Consider the following 22,940-nt stretch of genomic DNA (forward strand, 5'->3'; position numbering starts at 1 on the left):
GTCGGCGCCTCGCCGACTTGCACGCAACTCATCGTCATGCATTGATCGCGACAGCGCGCCGCACGCGCGGCATCTGTGGAGGGAAAAAATGTCGCTGGAACTCTACGCCACCTATGTCGTCGCCTGCATCGTCATCATCCTGGTGCCGGGGCCGACGGTGACGCTGATCATTGCCAACAGCATCCGCCACGGCTCGCGCGCCGGGCTCGCCAATGTCGCCGGCACCCAGGCCGGGCTGGCCATCATGATCGCCATTGTCGGCATCGGGCTGACCTCACTGATCGCCGGCATGGGACACTGGTTCGAATGGGTCCGGCTGATCGGCGCCGCTTACCTGATCTGGATGGGCGTGCAGATGTTCCGCTCGAAAGGCAAGCTTAACGCCGACGGATCGGCAAAAAAGCCGCGTGGCGGCTTCTTTTTGCAGGGGCTGCTGGTGGCGATCAGCAATCCAAAGACGCTAGTGTTCTTCGGCGCCTTCTTTCCGCAGTTCATCGCGCCTGAAGGCAATTACGCGTTACAGATCGGCGTCATGGGTCTCACCGCGATGATCTTCGCCGCCGTCTCGGATTCGACCTACGCGCTGGCCGCCGGCCGCGCCGGGCGTCTGCTGTCGGCCGGCCGCGTCAAGCTCTTGTCGAGGATCAGCGGCAGCTTCCTGGTCGGCGGCGGCCTGTGGCTGGCCTGTTCCAAGGCGAAGTAACGGCCGCGAGCCCGGCGACGCCAACAGCAACATCCTGGAATAGGAAGGCCGATTGAAAGTCGGCCTTCAGGCCACCACATGGATCAACAGTTGGGGATTCATGTCTATGCCGTGGACTTACGCGGATTTGAAAAGGAACGCGTTTGGCGTGATCCTGTCCATCGCTTTGTTCGCGGCGATGGTTCCGTCGGCTCTGAACAAATGGGCGAATGACGCAAGTCCGATCCGGTCGGTCGACCCGGTCGATGCAACGATCAAAAGTGGACAGGGTAAAGGGCGCAATATCCAATATCTGCTGGTCCTTGAGAACGGTTCGACGGTCCTCGTTTACGACGACCTCCCGCATCTGATCGGCTCGCGCGTTGGCATCGAGCGCGTCACGCGCGACAATGGCTTCGTCTTTTACCGGTTTGCAAGTTGAACCATGGCAAGAGCGCGGCTGGCCTTCACCTTGTTGATACTGCGGGAAAACCTCCGGGGCGTCATTATCACCAGCCTTGTGGTGGGCGTCTGCATTTTGGCAATCGGTGCACTGATTGCAAGGCGGAGCAGCCCCATCGTCGATGTGGAGCGCGTGACAGGCACGGTGGTTAACGTCCTCAATGCTGAAGGGGCGGTCGGTGACGGATTCCGCTATCTCTATGGAATCCGTCTCGAAGAAAGTAACCTCCTGGTGTTCGTGTATGGCGACCCGCGCGCGCCGCGCGCCATCGGCTCGCAAGTTTTGATCGAGCGACAGCGTCGCATGAACGACACCGAAACGTATCGTCTGCTTCGGGAATGAAAGACGGCGCTAAAGCCGCCCCAGCCTTTCCAGCAACAGCGCGAAAAACGCATCATGATCGATGTCGCGCATCACCATGGCGTTCTTCGGCCGCTTGGTCACCCCCCACCAGTCGATCACCGTCATGCCCATGGTGAGCTCCGAGGCGGTTTCCACGCTGACATTGCAGTTGCGACCCTTGAACAGCTTCGGCTTCAGCAGATACGCGATGACGCAAGGATCGTGCAGCGGGCCGCCGTCGGTACCGTATTTCTCCTCGTCGAAACGTTCGAAGAATTCCAGCATGTCCGCGGTGGCCGTGCCGACCCTGGTGCCGAGCTTACGGAAGGCCTTCGTACGCTTGGCGGTGGTCAGCGCCTTGTGGGTGACGTCCAGCGGCATCATCACGATCGGAATGCCGGATTTGAACACGACATCGGCGGCATGCGGATCGACATAGATGTTGAACTCGGCGGTCGGCGTGACGTTGCCGCCCTCGAAGAAGCCGCCGCCCATCAGCACGATTTCCTTGATGCGCGGCGCGATTTTCGGCTCGCGGATCAGCGCCAACGCAATGTTGGTGAGCGGCCCGAGCGCGCAAAGCGTGATCGTGCCGCTCTCCTCCCTCATCAGTGTCTCGACTATGAAATCGACCGCATACTCTTCCTGCAGTTTCATCTTTGGTTCGGGCAGTTGCGGCCCGTTGAGGCCGGTCTTGCCATGCACTTCCTCGGCGGTGACCAGTTCGCGCGCCAGCGGCCGGATGGCGCCTGCATAGACCTTGACGTCCGGCCGGCCGGCCAGCTCGCAGATCTTGCGGGCGTTTTTTTCGGTAAGTTTCAACGGCACGTTGCCGGCCACCGCGGTGATGCCGACGATCTCCAGCTCGGCGCTGCCGAGCGCCAGCAATATGGCGACGGCATCGTCCTGGCCGGGGTCAGTGTCGATGATGATCCTGCGGGATTGGGGCATTTCAATTCCTTGTTTTGGCAAGTCTTTTTGGGCGGGACGTGTGACGGCTTGAAGTCTGCCGGGCGGCGGACCATATCAAGACCATCGGGAAAAATGCCATCCGGGTTTTTCCACTTTATGTCGCTCTTGAGAGGACACTGTAACATGAGCCGAATGACGCCTTTTTCCAGCCCGCTTCTCCTCGGTTTCGATTCCATGGAAAAGACGCTGGAGCGCTTGGCAAAGTCCGGTGACAGCTATCCTCCCTACAACATCGAGCGCCTCAGCGGTGCCGACGGCAAAACCGAAAGGCTGCGTATCACGCTCGCCGTCGCCGGTTTCGCGGAAAGCGATCTCGATGTCACAACGGAGGAGAACCAGTTGGTCGTGCGCGGCCGTCAGAACGACGACACCGAGCGCGAATTTCTCCACCGCGGCATCGCCGCGCGCCAGTTCCAGCGCTGTTTCGTGCTGGCCGACGGCATGCGGGTGATTACGGCGGAATTGAAGAACGGCCTTCTGTCGATCGATCTCGATCGGCCGGAATCCGAACGGCTGGTACGAAAAATAAACATATCGGTGAAAGACTGATTTTTGCCGATAGCTCTCATGCGGGATGGCCTTGAGCGGCGTCTCGCGGCAAGGAGGCTTGAAATGACCAGAACTAACGAGAATATCATCATGACCAGCGGCGAATTCGCCCATCTCGGCGAAGGTTCGGTCGCCTATCTCAGGAAAGTGTCGAGCGACGATCTGCGCGGCCGTTTCCCGGGCCTCGGCGAAATCGCGCCGGGTCTGGAACTGTGGGCCCTGTTTGCCGCTAATGGCCAGCCGATCCTGCTTTCGGACGCTCGCGACCGGGCACTGGCTGGCGCGCTGGAAAACGATCTGACCCCGGTCGCTATCCACTAACGTCGCTATCCACCAACATTGGCGCCATCGACTGACAAATACGGCGCAGCGATCTGGCTGGAAACGGACAGGGCCGCTCACGGCGGCCCTTCAAAGGATTTAATCAAAACCTCAAGCGGCGTGCGAGGCCTGCGTGTCCGACAGCAGCGCATGGATGGCCACGGCGTCGCGCGTGCCCCTGATCTTGGCAACCGTGTCGGCGTCGCGCAGCACCCGCGCGATGCGCGACAGCGCCTTGAGGTGGTCGGCGCCGGCACCTTCGGGAGCCAAAAGCAGAAACACCAGGTCGACCGGCTGATCATCGAGGGCCTCGAAGTCCACCGGTGTCTCCAGCCGGGCAAAAACGCCGGCGATCCGCTTCACCCCAGCCAGCTTGCCGTGCGGAATGGCGATGCCGTTGCCGACGCCGGTGGAGCCGAGCCGCTCGCGTTGCAGGATGGTGTCGAACACCTCTCGCTCCGGAATGCCGGAAATTGCCGCCGCCCTTTCGGACAGCAATTGCAGCAGCTGCTTTTTGGAGTTCGCCTTCAACGCCGGCATGATTGCCGGAACGCTGACGAGATCGCTCAGATCCATGCTTGAAATCCCTTGTTCGCCTGCCGTCGCCAGTCCCCACGCTCGCGTGCGGCTGGTCTTTACCCCTGCGCGACCTTGGCCGTGGACGGGTCGATCCAGCCGATATTCCCGTCCGGCCGGCGATAGACGATGTTGAGATGGTCATTTCCGGCATTGCGGAAGACCAGGACCGGGCTGTCCTTGGTGTCGAGTTCGATCACCGCTGACGCCACCGACATGGTCCGCAGCGTCATGGTCGATTCGGCGACGATGGCCGGCGCGAAATTCTCCGGTATGTCCTCCTCGTCGTCGGCAAGCGGCGCCATCACCGTATAGGCGACGTCGGTGAGCTCGCCGTTGCTATTGCCTGAATTGTGCGACTTCAGCCGGCGCTTGTAGCGCCTGAGGCGCGTTTCCAGACGGTCTGCCGCAGTATCGAAGGCAAGCGTTGGATCCTGGGCATCGCCGGTCGCCTGCAGCGAAGCACCGGAGTCCAGCCGGATCATGCAATCGGCCGTGTAGCGCGACCCCGATTTGACGACTACGATTTGCCCTGAAAAGCCCCGATCGAAATATTTCCCGATCACTTCCCCGACACGGTCGTTGATGCGCGTACGGAACGCATCGCCGATATCCATGTGTTTTCCCGATATGCGCAGTGTCATCTGAAAACTGACCTTCCTTGCTCAGGCTTCAAACTGTCCCGAGTTTATACTCGTGGTCCGCGCGCACAAGCTTTTGCGGCGTCACTTGCGCCGATTTTAGATCCGAACTTTCCGGTTGATCACAAGCCGCCTTCTTGGCCGTCCCGTGGCCTACGTCGTGACGGACCATCTCTCGTGCGGGCATCGGCGAACTCAAATCCACTCGCCAGCCCGTCTCATGCGGGCGGGCTTCTAGCCACTTCGTCGCCGCTTGTCAATGAAGGGCGAAAGCTGTGGAAATTCCGCCGGAGATCAACGGCCGGCGCTGGCCAAAGCGCGTTTTTCGCGCCGCCGCTGCACCGAAGAGGGTATGTTCATGCCTTCCCGGTATTTGGCCACCGTGCGCCTGGCGATGTCGACGCCGCTTTCCCGCAGCATGTCCACGATGGCATCGTCGGAAAGCACATCGATGGCTTTCTCCTCGTCGATCAGCTGCTTTATGCGGTCGCGCACCGCTTCCGACGAATGCGCATCGCCGCCACCTGACGAAGCGATCGAGGCGGTGAAGAAATAGCGCAGCTCGAACACACCGCGCGGCGTCAGCATGTATTTGTTTGCCGTGACCCGGCTGACCGTTGATTCGTGCATGCCGATGGCGTCCGCCACCGTGCGCAGGTTGAGCGGCTTCAGGTGCCGCACGCCGTGGACGAGAAAAGCGTCCTGCTGGCGCACGATCTCAGAGGCCACCTTGAGAATGGTCTTCGCCCGCTGGTCGAGGCTGCGCGTGAGCCAGTTGGCGTTCTGCAGGCATTCGGCAAGGAAATCCTTTTCCGCCTGGTTTTTCGCATGTGGCGTGACCTGGGCGAAATAGATGTGATCGACCAGCACGCGCGGCAGCGTCTCGGCATTGAGCTCGACCGTCCAGCTGCCGTCATTGGCTGCACGCACCTCGACGTCGGCCACGATCGCATCGCTGGCACCGCGCGAAAACGCCATTCCAGGCCGCGGGTCGAGCGCCCGGATCTCGGCCAGCATGTCGAGCAGATCCTCCTCGTCGACGCCGCAAATCCGCTTCAGCGTCTGGAAATCGCGCCGTGCCAGGAGTTCGAGATTGGCGATCAGCACCTTCATCGCCGGATCGAGCCGGTCGCGCACGGCCAGCTGCAGCAACAGGCATTCGGCGAGGTCGCGGGCGAATATGCCGGCTGGCTCAAATGTCTGGCAGACCGCCAGGACCGGTGCCATCGCCGTGGCGTCCGTGCCGAGGCGGGCGGCGATCTCGGCCATGTCGGCACGCATGTAGCCGGCCTCGTCGAGGCCGTCGGCAAGCTCGCCGGCGATCAGGCACGCCGCCGGATCAGCAAAGGCGAGCGCCACCTGCTCGCCGACATGGTCGCGCAGCGTGATGGCCGCCGCCGCCATATCCGCGACGTCGAAGCCGTCGGAGGAAGAGGTGGAACCGTTGCCGGACGCCGATTTCCATTGTGCCGTCAGGTCGGGCCCGAGCCGCTCGCTCGTACCAGGATCGTCAGGAAACAGGTTTTCCAGCGACGTATCGAGCTTTTCCGAGATCGCCTCGGCGCTCCACGCCGTTTCCGCCTCGAACCAGTCGCCGTCGGCAGCCGGTTCCGATGCGGCGTCGCCCTTCTGCGCCTGGTCGCTGGCGGCGTCCTCCTGCGGTTCGGCGCGTTCCAGCAGGGGATTGCGTTCGATCTCGTCGTCGATGAAGCGTTCCAGCTCGAGATGGGTGAACTGCAGCAGGCGGATCGACTGCATCAGCTGCGGCGTCATCACCAGCGACTGCGACTGTCGTAGCTGTAGTTTTGCCGCCAACGCCATGGTTCGGTTTCAAACGCTCCGTCTACGCACCCGCACTGCTGGAAGGAATTTTCCAGGCCAGCATAGAAACTGGCCCGGCTTTTGCTTGTCAAGGCGAGGAGCGGTAAAACTCGCCTGTCGGAGCGTTTTCAGGCAGAAAATTGAAGAAAAAGCTGCTGGACCACGCCGGAAATCCCGCTCGAGCCGGAATTTCGCACTTAGAGCGTAAATCCCTCGCCGAGATAAAGCCGCCGCACATCGGCATTTGCGACCACTTCGTCGGCTCGACCATGGGTCAGCACCTGGCCGGCATGGATGATGTAGGCGCGGTCGATCAGGCCAAGTGTCTCGCGGACATTGTGGTCGGTGATCAGAACGCCGATGCCACGTGCCGTCAAGTGGCGCACGAGCTGCTGGATGTCGGCGACGGCGATCGGATCGATGCCGGCGAAAGGTTCGTCGAGCAACATGTAGGCGGGGCGGGTTGCCAAGGCGCGGGCAATTTCGAGGCGTCGCCGCTCACCGCCGGAGAGCGACAGCGACGGAGCCTTGCGCAGATGGCTGATGTGAAATTCCTCGAGCAATTCGTCGAGCAGGCGCTCACGCTCCTTGCGGCTCTTTTCGACCACTTCGAGCACGGCCCGGATGTTTTGCTCGACATTCAGGCCGCGAAAAATCGAGGCTTCCTGCGGCAGATAGCCGATGCCGAGACGGGCGCGGCGATACATCGGCATCGACGTGACGTCGAAACCGTCGATTTCGATCGTGCCTTCATCGACCGGCACCAGGCCGGTTACCATGTAGAAACAGGTCGTCTTGCCGGCGCCGTTGGGGCCGAGCAGCCCAACCGCCTCGCCGGCGCGCACGCCCAGCGTCACGCCGCTGACGACTTTGCGGCCCTTGTAGCTTTTGGTCAGCCCCTTGGCGATCAAGGTTCCCTTGAACTTTGCCGCTTCGACGGTGACCCTGGCCGGTGCCGCAAGTTGGCTGGCGGCGCGCCCTGGAAGACGCGCCAGCAGCGACGATATGCCGGTCATCAGGGTTTCGCTGCTCCAGACTTCGCCGGCGGCGTGATCGACATCATGACGCGGCCGCCGCAGGCGTCGACCTGGGCAAGGCCGCTCTTCATCTGCACAGTGAGCTTGCAGCCGACAAGCACGTTGTCGCCTTGCGAGAGCACGACCTTGCTGCCCGAAAGCACCAGCACTTCGGTCTTCATGTCGAAAGTGCCGCGGTCGCCGGTGGCAACCTGATTGTCCGATTTGATGTAGACCTTATCGTCGACCTCGAGATGGTCGATGTTGGCGGATCCGGTCATTGCCGCGGCACCCGCCGGCTGGGCGCTTTTGGCGGCGCCTGCATCCCTGACGTAATAGACCGTCATTTTGCCGGCCTTGAGCACAGTTGGACCCTGGACGACGTTGACGTTGCCGGTGAAGACGGCAACGCTTTCCGCTTGGCGCACCTCGAGCTTGTCGCTTTCGATCTGGATCGGCTTGTCGCCCGACAGCCTGAGGCCGGACATTTGGCTGGTGGCCTTGGACTGCGCCAGCGACGGCGCCGTCCCCAAGGTCAGCCCCAAGGTTAGCAACGCCGAAATCGCGGCGAGGCGCCGTGCCGAACTACTGAACCGCATTGGTCTCTCCGCTCTTTGCCTCTGCCGCCTTCAAACTGGCGGGATCGATGTCGACGCGCACCTTGTTCTCGAAAACCAGGACCTTGCCATTGTCCTGGACCGACATCGAATCCGCCCTGATCCGCGACCCGCCGCGGCTGACATCGACGGGCTCGCTTGTCTTCATAGTGCCTTCGCCCATGTCGAGATAGACTGATTTGAATTTTGCCACCACACCATCCGTCGTCGACACGGTCACATCGCTGGTCAGGCTGAGCGTGTTGCCGTCGCGATCGTAGGTGCCGTGCGTGGCGTTGATGGCGGCCGTGTTGTCGGCCGCAATCGGCAGCTTGGCCTTGATGCCTTCCAGATCGATGATGCCCTGTTTGCTGACGTCCTGTATGGCGCGCAGGGCCGTCATCGAATAGGGCAGGTCCTGCTTGGTGAAGCCGTTGAGCTTGGGATTGGCCATCACCAGCTTGCCATCGGCAAAGGCGCCGCCGTCGGCCTGCACCTCGATTGCAGCGGGAGCCATGAGATAGGAATAGACCGGAAACGCGACCGCAATCACGGCAGCGACCAGCGGCACGGCCAGCTTGAGGATACGGACCCGGCGCGAATGACGCTGCGCAACGTCAAACGCGTCGACCCGCGCCCGGCCTGCGGCCTTGGGAGCCAACTCCGTCTCGGTGTTGGTCGGTTCGATTGGTCCCGCTAACATGACTGCTTCTTCTAAACCCCTGCCCGCCAGGCCGCCCTATAGGTGGGGTGCCGGCGCCCTCAAGCAAGCACAAGCCGAGGAAAACCGCAAAAATGTGACAGCCGCCCCTGTACAATGAAAATGGCCCCAGCGCAGCCTGTACCTCATACCAGATATGGGCGCACAGTGTTAGAGCCTGTAGAACGTGACAGGTTGAGGCTTGCCGCGAATGCCTAAGACGGCCTTTGGCGCAAGGCCGTCAGGAAACGGTAGCCGGGCGCGAATGGTTGCTTTAAAAGCATCTGCTCCCACCGACTACGAGGCTGACCATGGCATTGAGAGCCGACGACCTGATCGACCGCCGCCGCTTGCGCCGCAAGCTGACATTCTGGCGTGTTGCGGCGATTATCGTCGCAGCAGCCGGACTGATCGCCTTCTCGGCATGGATCTATGGTGACGACTTCACCGGCGCGGCTGTCGACCACATCGCCAAGGTCAAGATCGAAGGTACCATCACCGAAGACGAAGAACTGATCAAGCGGCTGGAGGCAATCCGTCAGTCGCCGCGCGTCAAGGCTGTGATCCTGTCGATCGATTCACCCGGCGGCACCACCGTCGGTGGCGAGTCGATCTATGAGGCAGTGCGCAAGCTCGCCGCCGACAAGCCGGTGGTGGCCGAGGTCGGCACGCTCGCGGCTTCGGCGGGCTATATGATCGCCACCGCGGCCGACCATATTGTCGCACGCAAATCCTCGATCGTCGGCTCGATCGGCGTGCTGATCCAGTACCCGGACGTCAGCGGCCTCATGGACAAGCTCGGCGTCAAGCTGGAGGAGGTGAAATCCTCGCCCTTGAAGGCCTCGCCTTCTCCCTTCAAGCCGACCAATGACGATGAGCGCGCCATGGTCCGCAAGCTCATCCTCGACAGCTACGACTGGTTCGTCGGCATCGTCGCCGAGCGCCGCAACATGACCAAGCCGGAGGCGCTGGCGCTCGCAGACGGGTCGATCTTCACCGGCCGGCAGGCGGTCACCAACAGATTGATCGACGCGGTCGGCGGCGAGGCCGAAGCAATCGACTGGCTTGCAGGCAAGGGTGTCGATGCCAAGCTCAAGGTGGTGGAATGGAAGGACACGGAAAAACGTGGTGGTTTCCTGTTCTCCAAGGCGATGGCGCAGACCGTCGGTGCTGCGCTTGGCCTGCCCGGCCATGGCGGCGACGTCCTTCACGAAATTGGAGCGGACCGCTTGTTTCTTGACGGTCTCGTTTCCGTCTGGCACCCTTGAGGAACCGCTTGGGACGAGTGAAAAACCAAATAAAATCATTCTGATAATTTCGGCGGCACTGCTTTTACGGGGAGCCTTTTCATGATCAAATCCGAACTTGTGCAGATCATCGCCACGCGTAATCCGCATCTTTTCCTGCGCGACGTCGAAAACATTGTCAGCGCCATCTTCGATGAAATCACCGACGCGCTTGCCGAGGGCAACCGGGTCGAGTTGCGCGGCTTCGGCGCGTTTTCGGTGAAAAACCGCCCTGCCCGTACCGGCCGCAACCCGCGCACCGGCGAATCCGTAGAGGTCGAGGAGAAATGGGTACCGTTCTTCAAGACCGGCAAGGAATTGCGTGAAAGGCTGAACGGAGGCAAATAGGCGCGGCGCCCGCCACCGCTCCCGCCTTTTCTTCCGAACGGAAAAACATGTTCAATCGCTTTCTCCTCATCGTGGTTTTCGTGCCGCTGGCCGTCATCCTGATTGCGTTGGCCGTCGCCAACCGCGAACCGGTCGCCTTCACGCTCGATCCGTTCAACCCCGGCAATCCGGCGCTGACGCTGACCATGCCGCTCTTCATTTTCCTATTCCTGGCGCTGGCCATCGGCATGATCGTCGGCAGCCTGGCGACCTGGACCAAGCAGGGCCGCTACCGCAAGCTGGCGCGCCAGCGCGGCGCCGAGGCAGAGAACCTGCGCCAGGCGGTCAGCCGCGCGCCCACCGCGTCGCAGGGCCCAGCCTTGCCGAAGCCGACGAACTGAGCCGCGGCTCGGGCCTGAAGCACAACCGGCCTAGTTCTCCACGGAGCCTTTCATGCTGACCATTTCCGCCGCCGAGGTCGACCGCGCGCTGACCTTTTCCGGGCTGGTCGAGACGTTGCGCGCCGCTTTTCGCGATGGCGCCGTGCAGCCGGTCAGGCACCATCACACGGTTGAGCGGCCCGATGGCGCCGCCTCGACGCTGCTTTTGATGCCGGCCTGGACCGACTTCAACGCAGCCGGCACCTCGGCCGATGGCCATATCGGCGTCAAGATCGTCACCGTGTCGCCCGACAACAATGCCGTCGGCAAGCCCGCGGTGATGGGGCTTTACCTGTTGCTCGACGGCGCCACCGGCGAGCCTCAGGCCTTGATCGATGGCCAGCGGCTGACACAGTGGCGCACGGCCTGTGCGTCGGCGCTGGCCGCCTCCTATCTGGCCCGCGCGGACGCATCGCGGCTGCTGATAGTGGGCGCCGGCGCGCTGTCGCCGTTCCTTGCAAAGGCGCATTCGGCGGTACGTCCGATCAAGAACATCCGCATCTGGAACCGCACGCCGGCCAACGCCGAAAAGGTCGCGGCAAGATTGCGTGCCGAGGGTTTTGCGGCCGAAGCAGCAGGCGATCTCGACGCCGAACTCGGAAAGGCCGATATCGTGTCGTCGGCGACCATCACCACCATGCCACTGATCAAGGGCGCACTCTTGAATCCCGGCGCCCATGTCGATCTGGTTGGCGGCTTCACGCCGGCGATGCGCGAAAGCGACGACGACGCGATTGCACGCGCCCGGGTCTATGTCGACACCCGCGCAGGCGCCACCAAGGAGGCAGGCGATATCGTCCAGCCGCTGGCCTCCGGCGTTCTGAAGCCGGAAGCCATCGTCGCCGATCTCTATGAACTGGCGCGCGGCCAGAAAAAAGGCCGGCAGAACGACGATGACATCACGCTGTTCAAGTCGGTCGGCGCGGCCCTCGAGGACCTCGCCGCCGGCATTGCCGTGTATCGGGCAAGTGTAGGGCAGTAGGGCAGTAGGGCAGTAGGGCAGTAGGGCAGTAGGAAACCGTGCTAATCGTGCGGCGCCGCGCCTAGTGCTACTTTGCTCTCGCCTACTGCCCTACTGCCCTACTGCCTTTGCCAATAAACCCGCAGCCGGTGGCTGTCGGGATCAAGCGCGACGAAGGTGCGGCCGAAATCCATGTCGGTCGGCGTCTGCAGAATTTTCAGCCCGCGGCCGGCCCACTCGGCATGGGTGGCGTCGACGGCACCCGGCGTGTCCAGCGCAAAGACGATCTCGGCGCCACCGCCTGCTGCCGCGGCGGCCGGTTCCACGGTGTGACGCGACCAGAGGCCGAGCTTGAAGCCGTTGTCGAGCACGAACAGCACGAAGGTCGGCGAGGTCTCGACCGGCTGCCGCCCAAGCAGCGCGCTGTAGAAGGCGCCGCTTTGCTCAGGCTTGTCGACAAAGAGGATGACGAAATTGGGCGGTGTCATGAATTGCTCTCCAGATGGTTTCGACTGGAGGAGCATACCGTACGCCACTGCCAGATTCTGGCAGCAGTCTCAACTGAGCAGCAGCCTTAGCTTGGCGTGTCGAGCGTCGCCCGCCATTCTTTGAGCAGCACCTGACGGCGGCGCGGATAGCGCATCTCGGTGGCATTGAGACCGGATATCCGGTCGGCGCGAAAGTGCCTGAAATCCTGGCGCATCTCGCACCAGGCCGCGACGACGCGCACCTTGTCGAAGAAGCCGAGTGCAAACGGCCAGACGGTGCGCTCGGAGGCAGCGCCGCCGGCGTCGCGATAGACAAAGCTCAGCTTGCGCTCCTCGCGGATGGCCTGCCGCACCACGCCGAGATCGATGCCTTCGGCGAGCTCGGTGCGCGACCCGACCAACAGCGTCGAGGCATCGAGCTCTTCGCGCAAATCGTCCGGCAGCACCGCGGCGATCTTGGCCAGCGCGTCGGTGGCGGCGTTCGCAAGCCGCCAGTCCGGCTGCTTGGCCACCCAGCGCGAACCGAGCACGATCGCCTCGATCTCCTCATCGGTGAACATCAAGGGCGGCAGCATGAAACCGGGCCTGAGCACGTAACCCAACCCCGCCTCGCCCTCGATCGGCGCGCCCTGCCCCTGCAGCGTGGCGATATCGCGATAGAGCGTGCGGATCGACACACCCATTTCGCCCGCAAGGCTGCGGCCGCTGACCGGCCGGCGATGCCGGCGCAGGATCTGGATCAGGTCGAGCAGGCGTTCAGCACGGGACATGAATCATGACCTAGTTTCAATCACGATAGAGCCCCAGCACTTTCGGCGGCAAGCGACATGGTGGCGGACGGGAACGTCTGCGCCCTGACGCCGTTGTCTGGCCATTATGGATATACGCGGGTTCCTGTTGTTCTGGTCGGTTTTGACCGCCATCGTCGCTGCGCTCAGCCTCGGACCATCCTTCGCCCATGTGCTGGAATCGGTGCCGCGGCTGACCAGATGGCCGCCTTCGCTCTGGCGTGAAACCACTGTCTTCAACGCTCAGTTCCAATTCTTCGCGATTGTCGGCGCACCGCTGGACGTGGCCGCGATCGCCTGCCCGGGGCTTCTCGCCTGGATGCTGCGCAGCGACCGCCCGGCATTCTGGTGGATTTTGGCCGCCACCGTGCTTTATCTGATGGCCCTCGTGGCGTGGTTTACCCTGGTCAAACCGGCAAACGATGTCCTGGCCACCTGGGTGCCTGGACCGATCCCGGACAATTTCGAAAGTATCCGGAGCAGCTGGGAAACCGGCCATATGGTCGTCACCGGCTTCAAGGCCGTTGGTTTCATAGCGCTCGCAGTCGGCCTGCTGTCGATCAGGCGCGGCTGATCCGGTTGCACACGTCGGCAGCCCTTTTGTTGCGCCGGTCAATGTGCTGTGGCAGAAGCGGCGAGCCGCCTTCCGGAGATGCGCCTTCTTGAAACCTTTTCGCGACAAACGCCGCGACAGCCGCCCGCCCGCGAAGGGCGGGGCGGAGCAGCCGCGGCGGCGCGACGCCGGCCTGACCGCCGGTTCGGAGCCTAAACTGCAGGACCGGTCCGAGCCGAAAGCCGCGCCGCGCCCTCTATCCCGCCGCGATGGCGCGCTGCCTGCCGAACATCTGCCGCTGATCCTCGAGGTCGGCGCCAATCAGGACTACGCGCTGCTCGACAGCGGCGCCGGAGAGAAACTCGAGCAATACGGCCCCTACCGCATCGTTCGGCCGGAGGGCCAGGCGATCTGGCAAAAGGCTTTGCCGGCCAGGGACTGGGAGCGCGCCGACGCCATTTTCACCGGCGATACCGACGAGGAAGGCATCGGCCGCTGGCGCTTCCCCAAGACGCCGCTCGGCGAGACCTGGCCGATGAAGCATGACGGCATAGATTATCTCGGCCGCTTCACTTCGTTTCGCCATGTCGGCGTCTTTCCCGAGCAGGCCTCGCACTGGGACCACATGGCCGGACTGATCGCGGCGGCAAAACGGCCGGTGAAGGTGTTGAACCTGTTCGGTTACACCGGCCTTGCCTCCTTGGTGGCGGCGCGTGCCGGCGCCGAGGTCACCCACGTCGATGCTTCCAAGAAGGCGATCGGGTGGGCGCGCGAAAACCAGGAAATGGCGGGCTTGTCGCAAAAGCCGATCCGCTGGATCGTCGACGATGCCGTGAAATTCGCCGAACGCGAGGAGCGCCGCGGCAGCCGTTACGACATCATCCTGTTCGACCCGCCCGCCTATGGCCGCGGACCGAAAGGCGAGGTCTGGCAGCTGTTCGAGGACCTGCCGGCGCTGACCGATATCTGCCGCGCGATCCTGACGCCGAAGCCGCTCGCCGTGGTACTGACCGCCTATTCGATCCGCGCCTCTTTTTTCGCCATCCATGCCCTGATGCGCGACACCTTCGCCGGCATGGGCGGCACGGTCGAGTCGGGTGAATTGATCATCCGCGAGAAATCTGCCGGTCGGGCGCTTTCGACCTCGCTGTTCTCACGCTGGGTGGCCTGAATGAGTGCGTACGAACGGCACGCGGGCGCGCCAGGGCAGGTGAAGGAAGTCACCAGCCTCGCCAACCCGCTGGTCAAGGCCATCAAGGCGCTCGCGCTGAAGAAATTCCGTGACCAGCAGAATGCCTTCATGGCCGAAGGCCTGAAGTTGGTCATCGACGCGCTCGATCTCGGCTGGTCGATCAGGACATTGGTCTTCGCCAAGGCCGGACGTGGCAATACGGCGGTTGAAAAGATCGCGGCGCGCACGGTCGCCGCCGGCGGCACCGTCCTTGAAGTTTCGGAAAAAGTGCTGGTCGCCATCACCCGCCGCGACAATCCGCAAATGGTCGTCGGCGTGTTCTCGCAGAAATTCCTGCCGTTGAAGGACATCCGCGTCCGTGACGGCGACGTCTGGGTGGCGCTCGACCGCGTCCGCGACCCCGGCAATCTCGGCACCGTCATCCGCACGGTCGACGCTGTCGGGGCCAGGGGCGTCATCTTGGTCGGCGAGACCACCGATCCCTTTTCGGTCGAAACGGTGCGCGCCACCATGGGCTCGATTTTCGCCGTGCCGGTCGCCAAGGCGTCGCCCGAAGCTTTTCTCGCCTGGCGAAAGAGCTTTCCCGGCCTCGTCGCCGGCACCCATCTGAAGGGTGCGGTCGACTACCGCTCGGTCGATTTTTCAAAAGGCCCGGTGCTTTTGATGATGGGTAACGAGCAGCAAGGCCTGCCTGACGAGCTTGCCGCAAACTGCGACAAACTGCTGCGGATACCGCAGGCCGGCCGCGCCGATTCGCTCAACCTTGCGGTGGCCACCGGCGTCATGCTGTTCGAGATCCGGCGCGGCGCGCTGAAGCTCGGCCCGGAGGATGCCCGATCGTGACGTCCCAAACCGTGAAACTGCAAACTATGAAGTCCTGGAGCCCCTACGCTTTTCTGGTTGTCGCCGCGATAGCGCTCGACCAGTGGCTGAAATATCTGGTCGAGACCGGCCTTGCCTTTCAGGAAAAGCTCGATCTCCTGCCTTTCCTGGCGCTGTACCGCACCTACAACACCGGCATCGCGTTTTCGCTGTTTTCGTCCTTCGGCGACACCGGCCTGGTGGTCGTCGCGGTTGTGGTGGTCGCTTTCGTGCTCTACCTTGCGGCCCGCACGCCGCCGGGCCACCTGCTTGCCCGCATCGGCTTCGCGCTGATCGTCGGCGGCGCGCTCGGCAACCTGATCGATCGCGCAATCTACGGTCATGTAATCGACTATGTCCTGTTCCATACGCCGGTCTGGTCCTTCGCCGTCTTCAACCTCGCCGACGCCTTCATTTCGGTTGGTGCGGTACTGGTCGTCTTCGACGAACTCATTAGCTGGCGGCGCGGAGCGTCGAGCGATTGACCTCACTCGCCTGGCGCCGCACATTCTGATCTGCAAGCCCGAGGAGAAAAAATGCCGGAAACCTTCAAAGCCATCCTCGTTTCGCGTGACGCCGAGAAAAACCAGTCAGTCGCGGTGACCGAGCTTACCGAGGCAGACCTGATGGAGGGCGACGTCACCGTCGCGGTCGAGGCGACGACGGTGAACTACAAGGACGGTCTTGCAATTACCGGCAAGGCGCCGGTAATCCGCCGCTGGCCGCTGGTGCCGGGCATCGATTTCGCCGGCACCGTCATCTCGTCTTCCAATCCTGACTGGCGCAAGGGCGAAAAGGTCATATTGAACGGCTGGGGCGTCGGCGAGACGCATTTCGGCGCCTTTGCAGGGCGCGCCCGCGTCAAGGGCGACTGGCTGGTGCCGTTGCCGGACGGCATGAGCCCGCATGATGCGATGGCGGTCGGCACCGCCGGCTACACCGCCATGCTTTGCGTCATCGCGCTGGAGCGGCACGGCATCGTGCCCGAGCGCGGCCCGGTGGTCGTGACCGGCGCTGCCGGTGGCGTCGGCTCGGTCGCGGTCTCGATCCTGTCCAGCCTCGGCTATCACGTCATCGCCTCGACCGGCCGCGCTGCCGAAAGCCCCTATCTGATCGACCTCGGCGCCGCGGAAGTGATTTCACGCGACGAGCTCACCCAGCCGGCAAAACCGCTCGCCAAGGAACGCTGGGCCGGCGGCGTCGATGCGGTCGGCAGTCACACGCTGGCCAACGTTCTGTCGATGACCTCCTATGGCGGCGCCGTCGCCGCTTGCGGCCTCGCCGGCGGCATGGACCTGCCGGCAAGCGTCGCCCCCTTCATCCTGCGCGGCGTCTCGCTGCTCGGCATCGATTCGGTGATGGCGCCGAAGGCGGTCCGCCTCGAGGCCTGGCGCCGCATCGGCGCCGATCTCGACCACGCAAAGCTTGCCAGCCTGTCGATGAGCATCGGCTTCGACGGCATCATCGGCGCCGCGCATGAGATCGTCGAGGGCAAGATCCGCGGCCGCGTGGTGGTGGATATATGAGCCCCCAAGGGATAAAAAAGAGCGCGACCGCTAAAATTCGAGCGATCAACCACAACCTTCGATAAGCTCTGTCTGGCAGGAGTTCCGTATGATTGCGGAACCCGGCATCAGAGAGGCGGAACCAGCCGAACGGGCCGACGGGACGGCCCCCGCGGCGCCAGGACGGCAGCTTGTCGCCGCGCCACCGCTGGCGCCGGAACTGCCGGCCTCCAACCGCGAAGGCCTGCCCTTCCTGACGCTCGTCGCCATCGTCGTGCTGGCAGGCTTTTCGCATCTGACCGGGGCGCCGATCTTCATCACCATCGGCCTTTTGGCGACAGCCATCGCCGGGCTCGCCATGCATCTGCGCAACAGGCGCACCGAGCGCCGCGCGGTGGCCCTGCTCGATGCCACGACCGCCCGCAGCCGCGCCGAAATCGAGACGCTGGCCGACCGCATGTGGGAGATGCAGGAGAGCGAGGAGCGCTTTCGCGGGCTGATCGATGCACTCGGCGATCTCGTCGTCCATCGTGACCGCGACGGCCACATTGTCTACGCCAACAAGGTTTTCGCCGACCTTGTCGAAACCGACCAGCGCGACCTTGCCGGCAAGACCCTGGCCGAACTAGGCATCGATGTCGGCATCGTCCCCGACGCCGCGTTTTCCGACCATGAATGCCTGAGTTCCACCGACGTCGCCATTCGCACGCCGGACGGCCCACGCTGGTTCTCTTGGATCGAGCTGTCGGTGCGCGACAAGGACAGCGGCGCCGTTTCGCATCGCGCCATCGCCCGCGACATCACCGCTCGCAAGCGCGCCGAATCCTCGCTGATCACCGCCCGCGAGCGGGCCGAATATGCGAGCCAGGCCAAATCGCGCTTCCTCGCCACCGTCAGCCACGAGATCCGCACGCCGATGAACGGCATCATGGGCATGGCCCGGCTTCTCGCCGACACCAGCCTTTCGCCCGAGCAGCGGACCTATGTCGGCGCCATCTCGACCTCGGCCAGCGCGCTGCTGGCGCTGATCGAGGACCTGCTCGACTACTCCAAGATCGAGGCCGGCCGCTTCGATCCCGAACCGCAGCCGATGTCGGTGCGCGAGATCGCCGACAATGTCATCGAGCTTTTGGCGGCGCGGGCTTTTGCCAAGGATATCGGCCTCGGCTGCCATGTCGAACCCGACGTGCCGCAGCTGATCACCGCCGACCCCGGCAGGGTCAGGCAGGTGCTGCTCAATCTCATCGGCAACGCCGTCAAGTTCACCGACAGCGGCGGCGTCCTGGCAAGCATCGCCCGCGTCCGCACCGAAACCACCGACCGCATCTGCTTCACCATCACCGACACCGGCCCCGGTCTGCGCGAGGAGGACATGGAGCGCATATTCGAGGACTTCGAACAGGCTGACGGCACCTCGACCCGTGCGCATGGCGGTGCCGGCCTCGGTCTCGCCATTTCCAAACGCCTGGTGATCGCCATGGGCGGCACTATCTCTGTGTCGAGCCGGCTTGGCCAGGGGTCCGAATTCGTCTTCGAGATTCCCGCTATTTCCGCCGTCGAGGCGCCGCAGATCCGCCAGGACGCGCTGTCGGGCCGGCATGCGGTGATCGTATCGAAGAACCTGGTCGAGGCCGAAGCCCTCGCCCGCACCATTCGCGCCAATGGCGGCACGGTCGATCTGGCCACCGCCGCCGCCCAGGCCACCGCTTTCGCCGAGGGCTGTGACGTGCTTCTGATCGATGCTGCCATGGAGCAAAGCGACGGCAGGCTGCTCAGGCGCCTGCGCCAGAGCGGATTTGCCGATTGCGAGGCAGTGACGCTGATCGCGCCGACCGACCGCGGCATGCTTGGCGAGTTCCGTGCCAACGGTTACGCCACCTTCCTGGCGAGGCCGGTGCGCGGCGAGACACTGCTGCGCGTGCTTTTGACCAGCCATGCACCGGTCATCGCCGAGCCGCAACTGCAAAGGCGCGGCGCGCAGGCGGGGCACGCCATTGGCGCCCGCCAGCAGGGCCTGTCGGTGCTGATCGCCGAGGACAACGACATCAACGCCATGCTGGCCCGCGCCACGCTGCTGAAGGCCGGGCATCGCGTGAAAGTGGTCGGCAACGGCAAGGCCGCGGTCGAGGCGGTCATCAGCACCGGCCACAAGCACCGCTACGACGTGGTGCTGATGGACTTGCACATGCCTGTCATGGACGGTCTGGACGCCATCGCCGCCATCCGCCGCCATGAGGAGGAGACCGCGGTGCCGCCGGTGCCGATCATGGTGCTGTCGGCCGACAGCCAGGAAAAGACCCGCCACGCCGTGCTCGCTCACGGTGCCAGCGGCTTCGTCACCAAGCCGCTCGACCCCGATGCCCTGGTTCATGCGGTCGAAGGGCAAGCGGCCGCCTGAGGCACAACATAGACGGTTGATAGATTACCCAGCCGACGAAGTATTGCCCGCAGAGCCGTATCACGGTACTGTCACAATCCTGTTGCACCTACACCGTATCCCCGTGCCAAGAGGGATGGCTCGAAGGAGAATCACTCGTGCATACAGTCATGCCGGAATGTGATGCTCGGCCGAACGCCAGCGGGCCTTTGCTCGTCGGCCGGAACGCCGATGCCGTCATAAAAGGCGCATCGCTCGGCCGCATCGGCAATCTCGAAGTGCGGCTCGCCCGCAACGAGCCCGAGATCGCTGCCGCGCAGGAAGTGCGCTACCGGGTGTTCTACGACGAGCTTGGTGCCAGGAAGGACCTGTTCCAGATGCAGGACCGCCGCGATGCCGACCGCTTCGATCCCCTCTGCGACCATCTGCTGGTCTTCGATACTTCGCTTTCCGGCCCCGAGCATCGCCGCATCGTCGGCACCTACCGCCTGCTGCGGCAGGAGATTGCCGCGGCCGCCGGAGGCTTCTATTCCGAAGGTGAATTCGAACTGACCAAGCTGATCGCGCGGCATCCCGGCCAGCGCTTCCTCGAGCTCGGCCGCTCCTGCGTTCTGCCGGAATACCGCTCGAAGCGCACCATCGAGGCGCTGTGGCAAGGCATCTGGGCCTATATCAATCATTACGGCATCGGCGTGATGACCGGCTGCGCGTCGTTCCACGGCACCGTGCCGGCGGCACATGCAGAGGCGCTGACCTATCTTGCCCACCACTGCCGGACGAATTCATCCTGGGACGTGCGTGCCGTCGCCGGGCGCTATTGTTCCATGGATCTGATGCCGATCGAGGCGGTCAATACCAAGGCGGCGATCGCCGCGATGCCGCCACTGGTCAAGGGCTATCTGCGCGTCGGCGCGCGCATTGGCGACGGTTGCGTCATCGACCGTGAATTCTCGACGGTCGACGTGTTCGTGGTGATGCCGGTCAAGGAGATCGGTGCCCGCTACGTCAATTATTATGGTGGAGAAGCGCAGCGGTTTGCGGCGTGAATAGTGAATAGTGAATAGTGAATAGTGAATAGTGAATAGTGAATAGAACATAGCACTGACTGCTGGAGCAGCAATTGGCTACTCACTACTAACCATTCACTATTGACCATTCACCCATTCACGCATCTTTCTCAGCCTGCTCGTTGACCGGCCCCGGCTCGACTGGCGCTTCGCTCGCCACATGCTTGGGGCCGCCCTTAGCCACGCCGACCATGGCGGGCCGCAGAACACGCTCGCCGATCGAATAGCCGGGCTGCACGACCTGCACGACCGTGTTGGCCGGTACGTCGGGATTGGGCACCTCGAACATCGCCTGGTGGAAATTCGGATCGAATTTCTCGCCCTCGGGCTCGAGCTTCTTCACGCCGTGGCGTTCCAGCGCCGACAGCATGGCGCGCTCGGTGATCTCGACGCCGTCGATCAGCGCCTTGAAGCCGGCATCGCCCGAAGCCTTGGCCTCCTCCGGGATGGCATCCAGCGCACGGCGCAGATTGTCTGACACCGAAAGCATGTCGCGGGCAAAATTGGCAACCGCATAGGCGCGCGCGTCGTGGACGTCGCGGGCGGTGCGGCGACGCAAGTTCTCCATGTCGGCCGCGACGCGCAGCGCGCGATCCTTCAGCTCTTCGTTTTCCTTCAGAAGCCGCACAAGCGCTTCATAGTCGCCGTCGACGCCACCTTCCCTTGGCTCCGCGGCAGCCTCGGTCTTCTCGGCTTCATCGGGCGCGCGTTCGTCTTTTGCCTGGTCGCTCATCGCCGTTTCCCGTCATTTTCGAATGGTGTGGATTTGCGCCCGATATCGAGGTTTAGCGGCCAAAAATCAAGGGGCAAGCGATACTGCAGCCGCTGTCGCTGATTGATGGCGGACGGCGCAGACCTTTCGATTTTAATTCAAACTTTACCGTACCCGACGTCTTTGCTTGCCGGGACACTACAATGCGGGAACCATTCCTCCCTTGGAAGAGTTTCGAAGCCGACACAGGATTTTGGATGATGCCCCGCAGGAATGGCGAAAAACGCGATGGGCTCGCCGCCGATATCCGGCGCCAGCTCGGCACCGAGGCGACCAAGCGCTTTCTGCGCACCTTGCCGGCCTTCCGCACGGAGTCCGATATTCCCGACCGTCTGAAGGAATTGCTCGACCGCCTGGACGGCGTGGAAGCCAAGGTGGTCGCAGGCGGGCGCCGTCGGTAAACACCATTGCAGGCCGTGCGCCCGGCGACTGCGGCCATCAATTCCTCGCCATCGCGCGACATTTACCCGCAGTAACTTTGCGTGATCGCCGGCTTGCGGCAGCGCGCTGCTCCGCCTATGTTTCATGATGAACATGATTTCCCCCGAAGCTGTGGCAAACAGCAAGCGCGCCTGGTTGAAAATCCTGTCGCGCTATAAAAAGCCCGACAGGCGTCGCAGCGCCGTCGAACTCGCCATCACCCTCATCCCCTTCGCCACGCTGTGGACATTGTCCTCGGCCGCTTATGCCTATGGCCATTGGTGGGGTCTGGTCCTCATCCTTCCAGCCGCCGGCTTTCTGGTGCGGATCTTCATGATCCAGCACGATTGCGGCCACGGCTCCTTCTTTGCCAATCGCTATGCCGACGACTGGATCGGCCGCGTCCTTGGCGTGCTGACGCTGACGCCCTACGATTGCTGGCGCCGCGCCCACGCAACCCATCACGCCAGCGCCGGCAATCTCGACGAGCGCGGCACCGGCGACATCAAGACACTGACCGTCGCCGAATACCGGCAACTGTCGTGGCGGGGCCGGCTCGCCTATCGCCTCTATCGCCATCCGCTGGTGATGTTCGGCCTTGGCCCGATCTGGATTTTCATTTTCGAGCAGAGACTGCCCTTGGGCATGATGCGGGGCGGCCTCACCCCTTGGGTGTCGTCGATGTCGACCAACCTAGCCATCACGGTCATAGCCGCGCTGCTCATCTGGTTCGTTGGCCCCGGCGCGTTTCTGGTCGTGCATTTGCCGATCGTCATCCTCGCCGGATCGGCCGGCATCTGGCTGTTCTATGTCCAGCATCAGTTCGAAGAGACGGAGTGGACAAAGGACTCCGAGTGGGAATTCCAGCACGCTGCCCTGCACGGTTCGTCCTATTACGACCTGCCGCCGGTGCTGAACTGGATCACCGGCAATATCGGCGTCCACCACGTGCACCACCTCTCGGCCAAGGTGCCATGCTACCGGCTTCCGGAAGTGCTGAGGGACTATCCGGAGCTGCGTGAGATCGGCCGCGTCACACTCCTCGACAGCCTGCGCTGCGTCAAGCTGGCGCTGTGGGACGAGAGCCGCAGCAAGCTGGTATCGTTCCGCGAAGCGCGGATGGCCGTGTAGACGTACCGCCGCACCTAAAGCGCGTCGCGCTCGACCGGCCTCATGCGACGCGCTTTAGGTTCTTGTTTATGCATGCCGTTATCGCAAAACCGC

Annotated in this window: 28 protein-coding genes; 18 read left to right on the forward strand and 10 right to left on the reverse strand. The window is 63.2% G+C overall.

The genetic code is table 11. The features are described from left to right. Window positions 1-88 precede the first annotated feature (88 nt). Genes NKJ32_RS11485 through NKJ32_RS11495 form a run of 3 tightly spaced genes read left to right on the forward strand, consistent with a single transcriptional unit; the run spans window position 89 to window position 1,487 of the window. Window positions 89-703 (forward strand): LysE family translocator, encoded by a 615-nt coding sequence (locus NKJ32_RS11485; RefSeq protein WP_352644100.1) that lies wholly within the window; start codon window positions 89-91, stop codon window positions 701-703. Between the two features lie 52 nt (window positions 704-755). Beyond that, a complete protein-coding gene (locus tag NKJ32_RS11490; RefSeq protein ID WP_352577453.1) occupies window positions 756-1,124 on the forward strand; it encodes a hypothetical protein in 369 nt (122 codons plus the stop codon). Window positions 1,125-1,127: 3 nt separating this feature from the next. Continuing rightward, window positions 1,128-1,487 carry a hypothetical protein gene (locus tag NKJ32_RS11495; protein ID WP_352577452.1) on the forward strand — a complete coding sequence of 120 codons (360 nt, stop codon included), beginning with the start codon at window positions 1,128-1,130 and terminating at the stop codon, window positions 1,485-1,487. Between the two features lie 9 nt (window positions 1,488-1,496). Here NKJ32_RS11495 and NKJ32_RS11500 read toward each other — a convergent pair whose 3' ends face one another. Further along, a complete protein-coding gene (locus tag NKJ32_RS11500; RefSeq protein ID WP_352453985.1) occupies window positions 1,497-2,438 on the reverse strand; it encodes a nucleoside hydrolase in 942 nt (313 codons plus the stop codon). A 144-nt stretch (window positions 2,439-2,582) separates the two neighbouring features. Between NKJ32_RS11500 and NKJ32_RS11505 the strand changes: the two genes are divergently transcribed. Continuing rightward, window positions 2,583-3,008, forward strand: coding sequence for an Hsp20 family protein (locus NKJ32_RS11505; protein WP_352469433.1), 426 nt, complete (start codon window positions 2,583-2,585; stop codon window positions 3,006-3,008). Between the two features lie 63 nt (window positions 3,009-3,071). Further along, window positions 3,072-3,329 carry a BQ00720 family protein gene (locus NKJ32_RS11510; RefSeq protein ID WP_023675269.1) on the forward strand — a complete coding sequence of 86 codons (258 nt, stop codon included), beginning with the start codon at window positions 3,072-3,074 and terminating at the stop codon, window positions 3,327-3,329. 111 nt (window positions 3,330-3,440) lie between these two features. Here NKJ32_RS11510 and ptsN read toward each other — a convergent pair whose 3' ends face one another. The 6 genes from ptsN to lptC all read right to left on the reverse strand — a co-directional run bounded on the left by ptsN (window position 3,441) and on the right by lptC (window position 8,682). After that, window positions 3,441-3,905, reverse strand: a complete 465-nt coding sequence (gene ptsN / locus NKJ32_RS11515) for a PTS IIA-like nitrogen regulatory protein PtsN (protein WP_023675268.1) — start codon at window positions 3,903-3,905, stop codon at window positions 3,441-3,443. A 59-nt stretch (window positions 3,906-3,964) separates the two neighbouring features. Beyond that, window positions 3,965-4,549, reverse strand: coding sequence for a ribosome hibernation-promoting factor, HPF/YfiA family (hpf, locus tag NKJ32_RS11520; protein ID WP_023675267.1), 585 nt, complete (start codon window positions 4,547-4,549; stop codon window positions 3,965-3,967). Between the two features lie 291 nt (window positions 4,550-4,840). Beyond that, entirely contained in the window at window positions 4,841-6,367 is a 1,527-nt protein-coding gene (gene rpoN, locus NKJ32_RS11525) for an RNA polymerase factor sigma-54 (protein ID WP_352568225.1), read from the reverse strand. A 197-nt stretch (window positions 6,368-6,564) separates the two neighbouring features. Beyond that, window positions 6,565-7,383 (reverse strand): LPS export ABC transporter ATP-binding protein, encoded by an 819-nt coding sequence (lptB, locus tag NKJ32_RS11530; RefSeq protein ID WP_023675265.1) that lies wholly within the window; start codon window positions 7,381-7,383, stop codon window positions 6,565-6,567. Then, window positions 7,383-7,982 carry an LptA/OstA family protein gene (locus tag NKJ32_RS11535; protein ID WP_023675264.1) on the reverse strand — a complete coding sequence of 200 codons (600 nt, stop codon included), beginning with the start codon at window positions 7,980-7,982 and terminating at the stop codon, window positions 7,383-7,385. The genes lptB and NKJ32_RS11535 overlap by 1 nt, the downstream gene beginning before the upstream one ends. Further along, window positions 7,969-8,682 (reverse strand): LPS export ABC transporter periplasmic protein LptC, encoded by a 714-nt coding sequence (lptC, locus tag NKJ32_RS11540; protein ID WP_352568226.1) that lies wholly within the window; start codon window positions 8,680-8,682, stop codon window positions 7,969-7,971. Before lptC ends, NKJ32_RS11535 begins: the two co-directional genes overlap by 14 nt. A 308-nt stretch (window positions 8,683-8,990) precedes the next feature. Between lptC and sppA the strand changes: the two genes are divergently transcribed. The 4 genes from sppA to lhpI all read left to right on the forward strand — a co-directional run bounded on the left by sppA (window position 8,991) and on the right by lhpI (window position 11,714). After that, the gene (gene sppA / locus NKJ32_RS11545) at window positions 8,991-9,947 is read left to right on the forward strand and encodes a signal peptide peptidase SppA (RefSeq protein ID WP_352568227.1); all 957 of its coding nucleotides are present in this window, start codon (window positions 8,991-8,993) and stop codon (window positions 9,945-9,947) included. 81 nt (window positions 9,948-10,028) lie between these two features. Further along, window positions 10,029-10,313: an integration host factor subunit beta gene (locus NKJ32_RS11550; RefSeq protein WP_023675261.1), complete on the forward strand. Its 285-nt coding sequence runs from the start codon at window positions 10,029-10,031 to the stop codon at window positions 10,311-10,313. Window positions 10,314-10,360: 47 nt separating this feature from the next. Beyond that, window positions 10,361-10,693: a LapA family protein gene (locus NKJ32_RS11555; protein WP_023675260.1), complete on the forward strand. Its 333-nt coding sequence runs from the start codon at window positions 10,361-10,363 to the stop codon at window positions 10,691-10,693. 52 nt (window positions 10,694-10,745) lie between these two features. After that, on the forward strand, window positions 10,746-11,714 hold the full coding sequence (gene lhpI, locus NKJ32_RS11560; RefSeq protein WP_352568228.1) for a bifunctional Delta(1)-pyrroline-2-carboxylate/Delta(1)-piperideine-2-carboxylate reductase: 969 nt from the start codon (window positions 10,746-10,748) through the stop codon (window positions 11,712-11,714). A 98-nt stretch (window positions 11,715-11,812) separates the two neighbouring features. On the opposite strand, the gene NKJ32_RS11565 is transcribed toward lhpI, so the two are convergent. Next, window positions 11,813-12,181 (reverse strand): VOC family protein, encoded by a 369-nt coding sequence (locus NKJ32_RS11565; protein WP_352568229.1) that lies wholly within the window; start codon window positions 12,179-12,181, stop codon window positions 11,813-11,815. 86 nt (window positions 12,182-12,267) lie between these two features. Then, window positions 12,268-12,951 (reverse strand): helix-turn-helix transcriptional regulator, encoded by a 684-nt coding sequence (locus tag NKJ32_RS11570; RefSeq protein WP_352755085.1) that lies wholly within the window; start codon window positions 12,949-12,951, stop codon window positions 12,268-12,270. 106 nt (window positions 12,952-13,057) lie between these two features. Here NKJ32_RS11570 and NKJ32_RS11575 point away from each other — a divergent pair, with 106 nt between their 5' ends. From NKJ32_RS11575 to olsB, 7 genes are all read left to right on the forward strand, one after another. Continuing rightward, on the forward strand, window positions 13,058-13,543 hold the full coding sequence (locus NKJ32_RS11575; RefSeq protein ID WP_352568230.1) for a DUF1772 domain-containing protein: 486 nt from the start codon (window positions 13,058-13,060) through the stop codon (window positions 13,541-13,543). Window positions 13,544-13,631: 88 nt separating this feature from the next. Further along, complete coding sequence (locus NKJ32_RS11580; protein WP_352568231.1) at window positions 13,632-14,693, forward strand: RsmD family RNA methyltransferase; 1,062 nt, start codon at window positions 13,632-13,634, stop codon at window positions 14,691-14,693. Beyond that, on the forward strand, window positions 14,694-15,557 hold the full coding sequence (locus NKJ32_RS11585) for a TrmH family RNA methyltransferase (RefSeq protein WP_352568233.1): 864 nt from the start codon (window positions 14,694-14,696) through the stop codon (window positions 15,555-15,557). It abuts the gene before it with no gap. A 26-nt stretch (window positions 15,558-15,583) separates the two neighbouring features. Further along, window positions 15,584-16,060 (forward strand): signal peptidase II, encoded by a 477-nt coding sequence (lspA, locus tag NKJ32_RS11590; protein ID WP_352568316.1) that lies wholly within the window; start codon window positions 15,584-15,586, stop codon window positions 16,058-16,060. A 51-nt stretch (window positions 16,061-16,111) separates the two neighbouring features. Beyond that, on the forward strand, window positions 16,112-17,101 hold the full coding sequence (acuI, locus tag NKJ32_RS11595; RefSeq protein WP_352568234.1) for an acrylyl-CoA reductase (NADPH): 990 nt from the start codon (window positions 16,112-16,114) through the stop codon (window positions 17,099-17,101). Window positions 17,102-17,189: 88 nt separating this feature from the next. Beyond that, window positions 17,190-19,478, forward strand: coding sequence for a PAS domain-containing hybrid sensor histidine kinase/response regulator (locus NKJ32_RS11600; RefSeq protein ID WP_352568235.1), 2,289 nt, complete (start codon window positions 17,190-17,192; stop codon window positions 19,476-19,478). A gap of 149 nt (window positions 19,479-19,627) precedes the next feature. Continuing rightward, a complete protein-coding gene (olsB, locus tag NKJ32_RS11605) occupies window positions 19,628-20,503 on the forward strand; it encodes a l-ornithine N(alpha)-acyltransferase (protein WP_352568317.1) in 876 nt (291 codons plus the stop codon). 118 nt (window positions 20,504-20,621) lie between these two features. On the opposite strand, the gene grpE is transcribed toward olsB, so the two are convergent. Next, window positions 20,622-21,257 carry a nucleotide exchange factor GrpE gene (gene grpE / locus NKJ32_RS11610; RefSeq protein ID WP_023675250.1) on the reverse strand — a complete coding sequence of 212 codons (636 nt, stop codon included), beginning with the start codon at window positions 21,255-21,257 and terminating at the stop codon, window positions 20,622-20,624. Window positions 21,258-21,493: 236 nt separating this feature from the next. On the opposite strand from grpE, the gene NKJ32_RS11615 reads away from it, so the two are divergent. Next, window positions 21,494-21,697 (forward strand): hypothetical protein, encoded by a 204-nt coding sequence (locus tag NKJ32_RS11615; RefSeq protein WP_023675249.1) that lies wholly within the window; start codon window positions 21,494-21,496, stop codon window positions 21,695-21,697. A 127-nt stretch (window positions 21,698-21,824) separates the two neighbouring features. Next, on the forward strand, window positions 21,825-22,847 hold the full coding sequence (locus NKJ32_RS11620) for a fatty acid desaturase (RefSeq protein ID WP_352568236.1): 1,023 nt from the start codon (window positions 21,825-21,827) through the stop codon (window positions 22,845-22,847). The last annotated feature ends 93 nt before the right edge of the window (window positions 22,848-22,940 follow it).

The sequence above is a fragment of the Mesorhizobium sp. M0159 genome (assembly GCF_040322295.1).
Lineage (GTDB): Bacteria > Pseudomonadota > Alphaproteobacteria > Rhizobiales > Rhizobiaceae > Mesorhizobium.

Bases quoted from the DNA above. Each gene is read 5' to 3' on its own strand.
- NKJ32_RS11485 (WP_352644100.1), top strand. From the start codon at position 89: ATGTCGCTGGAACTCTACGCCACCTATGTCGTCGCCTGCATCGTCATC.
- NKJ32_RS11495 (WP_352577452.1), top strand. From the start codon at position 1,128: ATGGCAAGAGCGCGGCTGGCCTTCACCTTGTTGATACTGCGGGAAAAC.
- NKJ32_RS11500 (WP_352453985.1), bottom strand. From the start codon at position 2,438: ATGCCCCAATCCCGCAGGATCATCATCGACACTGACCCCGGCCAGGAC.
- NKJ32_RS11505 (WP_352469433.1), top strand. From the start codon at position 2,583: ATGAGCCGAATGACGCCTTTTTCCAGCCCGCTTCTCCTCGGTTTCGAT.
- NKJ32_RS11510 (WP_023675269.1), top strand. From the start codon at position 3,072: ATGACCAGAACTAACGAGAATATCATCATGACCAGCGGCGAATTCGCC.
- ptsN (WP_023675268.1), bottom strand. From the start codon at position 3,905: ATGGATCTGAGCGATCTCGTCAGCGTTCCGGCAATCATGCCGGCGTTG.
- hpf (WP_023675267.1), bottom strand. From the start codon at position 4,549: ATGACACTGCGCATATCGGGAAAACACATGGATATCGGCGATGCGTTC.
- rpoN (WP_352568225.1), bottom strand. From the start codon at position 6,367: ATGGCGTTGGCGGCAAAACTACAGCTACGACAGTCGCAGTCGCTGGTG.
- lptB (WP_023675265.1), bottom strand. From the start codon at position 7,383: ATGACCGGCATATCGTCGCTGCTGGCGCGTCTTCCAGGGCGCGCCGCC.
- NKJ32_RS11535 (WP_023675264.1), bottom strand. From the start codon at position 7,982: ATGCGGTTCAGTAGTTCGGCACGGCGCCTCGCCGCGATTTCGGCGTTG.
- lptC (WP_352568226.1), bottom strand. From the start codon at position 8,682: ATGTTAGCGGGACCAATCGAACCGACCAACACCGAGACGGAGTTGGCT.
- sppA (WP_352568227.1), top strand. From the start codon at position 8,991: ATGGCATTGAGAGCCGACGACCTGATCGACCGCCGCCGCTTGCGCCGC.
- NKJ32_RS11550 (WP_023675261.1), top strand. From the start codon at position 10,029: ATGATCAAATCCGAACTTGTGCAGATCATCGCCACGCGTAATCCGCAT.
- NKJ32_RS11555 (WP_023675260.1), top strand. From the start codon at position 10,361: ATGTTCAATCGCTTTCTCCTCATCGTGGTTTTCGTGCCGCTGGCCGTC.
- lhpI (WP_352568228.1), top strand. From the start codon at position 10,746: ATGCTGACCATTTCCGCCGCCGAGGTCGACCGCGCGCTGACCTTTTCC.
- NKJ32_RS11565 (WP_352568229.1), bottom strand. From the start codon at position 12,181: ATGACACCGCCCAATTTCGTCATCCTCTTTGTCGACAAGCCTGAGCAA.
- NKJ32_RS11570 (WP_352755085.1), bottom strand. From the start codon at position 12,951: ATGTCCCGTGCTGAACGCCTGCTCGACCTGATCCAGATCCTGCGCCGG.
- NKJ32_RS11575 (WP_352568230.1), top strand. From the start codon at position 13,058: ATGGATATACGCGGGTTCCTGTTGTTCTGGTCGGTTTTGACCGCCATC.
- NKJ32_RS11585 (WP_352568233.1), top strand. From the start codon at position 14,694: ATGAGTGCGTACGAACGGCACGCGGGCGCGCCAGGGCAGGTGAAGGAA.
- lspA (WP_352568316.1), top strand. From the start codon at position 15,584: ATGAAGTCCTGGAGCCCCTACGCTTTTCTGGTTGTCGCCGCGATAGCG.
- acuI (WP_352568234.1), top strand. From the start codon at position 16,112: ATGCCGGAAACCTTCAAAGCCATCCTCGTTTCGCGTGACGCCGAGAAA.
- NKJ32_RS11600 (WP_352568235.1), top strand. From the start codon at position 17,190: ATGATTGCGGAACCCGGCATCAGAGAGGCGGAACCAGCCGAACGGGCC.
- olsB (WP_352568317.1), top strand. From the start codon at position 19,628: ATGCCGGAATGTGATGCTCGGCCGAACGCCAGCGGGCCTTTGCTCGTC.
- grpE (WP_023675250.1), bottom strand. From the start codon at position 21,257: ATGAGCGACCAGGCAAAAGACGAACGCGCGCCCGATGAAGCCGAGAAG.
- NKJ32_RS11615 (WP_023675249.1), top strand. From the start codon at position 21,494: ATGATGCCCCGCAGGAATGGCGAAAAACGCGATGGGCTCGCCGCCGAT.
- NKJ32_RS11620 (WP_352568236.1), top strand. From the start codon at position 21,825: ATGAACATGATTTCCCCCGAAGCTGTGGCAAACAGCAAGCGCGCCTGG.